General features: G+C 35.0%; 6 protein-coding genes. All 6 read left to right on the top strand.

What is annotated here, in order from left to right:
• Positions 1-2: 2 nt before the first annotated feature.
• The 6 genes from EA412_04480 to EA412_04455 all read left to right on the top strand — a co-directional run bounded on the left by EA412_04480 (position 3) and on the right by EA412_04455 (position 5306).
• Positions 3-575, top strand: a complete 573-nt coding sequence (locus tag EA412_04480; protein ID TVR80583.1) for a hypothetical protein — start codon at positions 3-5, stop codon at positions 573-575.
• A 76-nt stretch (positions 576-651) separates the two neighbouring features.
• Positions 652-1275 carry an FHA domain-containing protein gene (locus EA412_04475; protein ID TVR80582.1) on the top strand — a complete coding sequence of 208 codons (624 nt, stop codon included), beginning with the start codon at positions 652-654 and terminating at the stop codon, positions 1273-1275.
• Positions 1272-1763, top strand: coding sequence for a hypothetical protein (locus EA412_04470; protein TVR80581.1), 492 nt, complete (start codon positions 1272-1274; stop codon positions 1761-1763). The genes EA412_04475 and EA412_04470 overlap by 4 nt, the downstream gene beginning before the upstream one ends.
• A gap of 29 nt (positions 1764-1792) precedes the next feature.
• Positions 1793-3010 carry a hypothetical protein gene (locus tag EA412_04465; GenBank protein ID TVR80580.1) on the top strand — a complete coding sequence of 406 codons (1218 nt, stop codon included), beginning with the start codon at positions 1793-1795 and terminating at the stop codon, positions 3008-3010.
• Positions 3011-3072: 62 nt separating this feature from the next.
• Complete coding sequence (locus EA412_04460) at positions 3073-4389, top strand: hypothetical protein (protein ID TVR80579.1); 1317 nt, start codon at positions 3073-3075, stop codon at positions 4387-4389.
• A 338-nt stretch (positions 4390-4727) separates the two neighbouring features.
• A complete protein-coding gene (locus EA412_04455; GenBank protein TVR80578.1) occupies positions 4728-5306 on the top strand; it encodes a hypothetical protein in 579 nt (192 codons plus the stop codon).
• Positions 5307-5363: the final 57 nt, after the last annotated feature.

Genomic DNA, 5363 nt, shown 5'->3' with positions numbered 1-5363 from the left:
CAATGTCTTTAATGGGAGCGAGTGGTGGTAAGGTTGAAGAAGAAAATAAAGATCCTGATATCGTCGAAAGTGGTGAATCAATAGAAATACCCGTTTATCCTGAAGCCCCATTTTCAGAAGTAGTCAATGATGATATGTCATTTGGAGAAGCATTTGCAGCTGCCAGAAACGATGTAGGAGCAGGCGGCTTTTTTGAGTGGAAGGGAGCTTCCTATAATACATACTACAAAGAGGAATGGGAGGCAATGACCCCGGAGGATCAAAAGGAGTTCATGGCATCAGTTAATCCCAATTCAAAAGGAGATTTTTTAGATGAAGAGGCAATTGTAAAAATATTAAATGGGGAAGAAGAAGATATAGATTTCCTCGATCATGAGGATATTGTTATCATCGATGATAGTGTTGAATCACCTCTTGATTTAACTGATGTCGTAATTATCGATGATGAAATCATTGAAATTGACGAGCTCTCAGATGTTTTTATAATCGATGAAAATATTGATCCATTCGCAGAAGATCCTTTTGGCTCAGATATCTTAAGTGATGGTGATGACGATATTATCGAGCTTGGTTAATCAGGTGTTTTAATCTAGTTAAAAAAAAGCAATTTTTTCAATAAACAACCTCCCTTCTTCTATTTAAAAAATAAAAATGAGTCAGAAACCAAACCTTATTAGTATCTCATGTACCCATTGTGAACAAATTCATAAATATAGAGCTAAGCAATTGGCTGTTTATTTTAATAAAAAATTTACTGTCCCATGTAAAAGTTGTGGAAAACGATTTCCAGTTACTGTAAATTCTGCACTTTTAAACTCAGGCCAGTCACAAGCTGGATCTGAAACTAGTAAAGCAAATCAAAATCCTTCCTTTACCCAAATATCTACTGGTTCTTCATCAAATACTATAGTAGTGTCAGCAAGTAAATATGAAGGAAAAACTCCCTATATACAAATTGATGAAAATGAATCTTGTCAGTCTCAGGTTTATCGATTGAAAAATGGTGTTAATATAATTGGCAGGGGACCTACAGTGGATGAAGGTAAGAATAAAATCAATATTCAATGCACAGATCTTAAAATGTCAAGACAACATTGTAAACTAATGGTGGAAGGTGATACCCAACAAGGATTCCGGGTTTTTATCTCTGATATTGGTAGCCTTAATTCAACTTACATAAACGAACAAGCCATTGAAAATAATGATGAGATAGCTCTTCTCGTGAAAGACACTGTCCGTATCGGTAAAACGTCCTTTAAAATAATTTTCAAATGATAAGCAAAAGATATATTTCAGGTTTAATTTATTGTTGTTCTTTTCTTTTTATATTGGCCTGTAACAACAATCGAACAGTTAGCTTCCCTGAGCAGGATAATAGTAACTCTATCATCCTAATAATAGATTCAATGGAAATTGATTCCATTATTACATACAGTGAACCCCATCAAAACCATATATCAGAGTTCCACGACTCACTCTTTTACGACAGAAAAGATAGTTTACTTGTTAGCCTGCAAGGTCAATTGGCGTCAGGAAGAGCCTGGGCGCTAAAAGAACAAGATCCGGCTCTTAATCTTTTGCATCAATGGGATGAAAGAAAAAAAGAAAACAATAATGAAATTGATTATCATCATTTTCTTTTTACTGCCGAAGATTTCGGGACATTCAATCTTTTATTTGTTTTTAAAAGACCTTTTGTAGAGAATGATACTACAGCTATTTTTAGAAACATTTCAATAATTTCGGATAGCATTAAGCATTAATAGAGCATTACCAATTAAAAAAAAATATTATGAAAAATTTGGCTTTTTATAGAAGTTACCTCCTGATATCTTTTCTATTTGCATTTCATTTAACGAGCGCTTTAGCCCAAAAAACTACTGGTCTTATTGTTCCGGATGATCTTTTTCTACAGAACCAAAAACAACAACTTGAAAGTTTTTATGGAAATGGATATGATCTTGTTTTACAATCCAACCGACTAAGATCTGAAGCAGCTAACCTTAGGAGATATGATCTTCGTGAAAAAGGCTATGTAGGACCTATTAGAGATCAAGGGATTTGTGGCTCATGTTGGGCCTTCAGTGCAGCCTCCTCTTATGAATCAAATTATGCTAAAAGAAACAGAAAAAGACCTAATGTGTCTGAACAACAAATGGTGAATTGTATCCAAAATAATGATTGTAGTGGTGGATGGCATTTTTCAGTATTTGAAGCCTTGGTTCATGGAGGTATGACCCTGGTCGGTGAAAGTCAGCTACCATATATCCAAGGTCAAGGGCCATGTAATGTTTTCTCAGGCAATTTTGAAGCAGTAAGTTATGGAATTCTCGATGGTCATAACTTTTTATTGGAAAAGCCAATTCCTCCTGATGTTCTTGAGATTAAAGAAGCAGTTCTAAGATATGGCTCTATATCATGTGCTGTTACTGTTACTTCACAATTTTTGCATTATAAAGGCGGTGTTTTTACGGGTGATTCTAATCCCGGAAAGGTTAACCATGCTGTTAACATAATAGGATGGGATGATGATAAAGGTGCGTGGTTAATTAGAAATTCCTGGGGTCCTGAATGGGGTGAGGATGGATATATGTGGATAAAATATGGAGCCAATTACATCGGATCTTTTTCTTCATGGGTTGAAGCAAAGCTGGAATCTGATGTCGTTATTGATAATAAAGTTGGTCCCTCTTCTAATACCGCCAAATTGGGTATATATTCTGAACTTAGGGATGCTCAGGACTATATGGAAATTTATTTTACACATGGTGATAACTCCTACCAGTGGGCACTTACAAAAGATAATGAAAAAATTCTGAGAAGATTTACTTTAGAGAAAGGAACAAAACCATATCGAATTCTGGTAAAAACTTTGGTAGAAACCCCTACAGGCAAACAAATGATTATTGGTTCCAGCTCTGGCAACCTTACCATTCAAACAGACCGGGATATGAGGCTTAGATGGGTTGAAAATATCCAGGGTAATGTTTATAAAGTTACACTTGAGTAGTTTCTTATAACTACTTGTGATTATAAAGTATCCTTATTCTCCCCTCTTTTTAAAGCTAAACTATGAAAGATAATAATAAAGATGAATTTTCAGGAACCTCTCCTTTTTATGATGTCGAATCCTATATTAACAAGGGAAAGAGAGAGTATCAAGAAGACCATTGCGACTGGGATTTCAACTATCTAATTGTCGCTGATGGTGTTGGAGGACTTGCTAAAGGTAATGTTGCTTCAAAATTAGTAGTTACTCATACCGCAGAATTTATTGAATCGGGTCTTCCCGCAATTGAAGATATAAACCATTGGGCTAATGAGCTTGTAAACCACATTTCCGACGCCCTCAATCGCTATGTCGCTAACTATAATGAAGCTAGTGGAATGGGATCCACAATGGTTCTTGCTGTGAAAATTTCTGAATATCTTGTAGTCATTCATGTAGGAGACAGTAGGCTTTATCATATATCTGAGCTTGGAGAAATTAAATGGAAAACCAAAGACCATTCATTAGTACAAGAACTCGTTGATGCAGAAATGATTACAGAGGAACAAGCAGCGACTCACCCCAGAAAAAATGTAATTACGCGTGTGCTTCAAGCAACAGACAAAGCCCCATCCAAACCGACTGTAAATATTTTAGAAAATTTTTCTAAAGGTGATCGCCTGTTTTTATGCTCAGATGGAGTTGTAGAATCCTGGACCAATTCAGGACTTGAAGCAATAATGGGTAATCCGGAACTCACTAATTCAGATATCATAAAAGAAATTAAAAATTACGCCGCTAAAAATTCGAGTGATAATAATACTGCCATTTTAGCCAATATCGGCTGGGACTTTGTTCCAATTCCCGCTAATCTTACATCAATGGATTTGGCTGCAACATCTTCAGCCACGGGCTTAGGATCAACAAGAACAGAGAGTAAAGAGAAAAACTTGAAAAATGAATCATCGCCTTCAAAATTAAATAAGAAAACCTACAAAGCTTTTATTCTACTATCACTCTTTGCTGCAATTGTCTTTGGAGTTTATTGGGGAAGCTCTTTTTTGTCCTCAGATACTGATGAAAAGAATGAAAGTAAAATTGAAGCGGTAGAAAATGAAAATGACTCAGATGCTGAAACTACCACTAAAACATACTCAGAAAATGAAAATGGATCAGATTCTGAAACTACCACTGAAACAGACTCCGAAAATGAAAATGACTCAGATGCTGAAACTACCACTAAAACAGACTCAGAAAATGATCATGATTCAAATTTGGATATGAGCGATGAACCAGACCCTAAAAATGAAAATCCTTTAGATTCAGCGACGGTGCATGAAACAGGCCCAAGAATAGAATCGGATACAACATTAAATTCAGGCAACAATAATGGATCTTGAATACTTACAATGCAAAACAGAATTGACAAATTTAATTAATTTAGGTTATTATTTTTGTTTTATATATTATATTGAAAATTTAAAAATAATAATAAAATGATGATTTATGAGTCCACCCCGAAAACCCTTTTAGTTATGAAAATGAACGAAAAATTCAAGATTGGGGAAGAATGGAAAATATTTCACAGGCATAGCCATGGTTAATGGGTCTTCAGTCGAAGTATAGCTAAGTTGGGGAGAGGTTTTTTCGAGATGACGAAGATATTGGATTTTGCAGCAATTTACAATAAAAAGGGGCTCTTGGAGTGGACCCATTTATAGATAAAAACACTTAAAATATGATTAGCTTTTCCTTCCCATCCAATTTTTATGGTTCAATTCTAATACTTTTTATCATTGCCTTTCCTTCCTGTAAAGATTGTGAAGAAATACTTATAGAGTTTAAAGAATTTGCAGAAATTGAGGAGGAATATATAAAAAAGATTCCTTTTCCTTTTAAAACATTAGACGACACCATATCCTTTACCAGGATTAATGGTTATTGGGGTACCAATGTAAAACCACAATTAATGGCTTTTACCTCAATCACAAATATGGGAAACAAAAGTGGTATGTTTACTGTTGAGCTGGATTTAGTTTCAGGCAATCATAGACGATCTTTTATCCTGCGTAAAATGCTTAGACCTGGCGTTGCTACTTTTATGAGCCAAACCGTTGACATACCCCACTTTAGTTTTCAAAATAGTATTAATGTAGAAAATGTTAAAATTATTCCTCCACATTTCGAAGTGACAGAACAACTTCCAAGGAAAATTTCTATTTTACGTACCAAAATTTGCAATTCGTGCAAAGAAGATTGTGAAGCAATAAAAGAGTTAGTAAATGGAACTTATATAGAAAGAAGCAGATATCAATGAACCAGGATGAGTTTTTTACAAGGTACAAATACGATAGAAGGCGTGACCTTCTGGGGG

The organism is Chitinophagaceae bacterium, assembly GCA_007695095.1.
Classification (GTDB): Bacteria; Bacteroidota; Bacteroidia; order Chitinophagales; family REEL01; genus REEL01.
This window is presented reverse-complemented; position numbering and strand designations above follow the sequence as displayed.

Bases quoted from the DNA above. Each gene is read 5' to 3' on its own strand.
- EA412_04480 (TVR80583.1), top strand. From the start codon at position 3: ATGTCTTTAATGGGAGCGAGTGGTGGTAAGGTTGAAGAAGAAAATAAA.
- EA412_04475 (TVR80582.1), top strand. From the start codon at position 652: ATGAGTCAGAAACCAAACCTTATTAGTATCTCATGTACCCATTGTGAA.
- EA412_04470 (TVR80581.1), top strand. From the start codon at position 1,272: ATGATAAGCAAAAGATATATTTCAGGTTTAATTTATTGTTGTTCTTTT.
- EA412_04465 (TVR80580.1), top strand. From the start codon at position 1,793: ATGAAAAATTTGGCTTTTTATAGAAGTTACCTCCTGATATCTTTTCTA.
- EA412_04460 (TVR80579.1), top strand. From the start codon at position 3,073: ATGAAAGATAATAATAAAGATGAATTTTCAGGAACCTCTCCTTTTTAT.
- EA412_04455 (TVR80578.1), top strand. From the start codon at position 4,728: ATGATTAGCTTTTCCTTCCCATCCAATTTTTATGGTTCAATTCTAATA.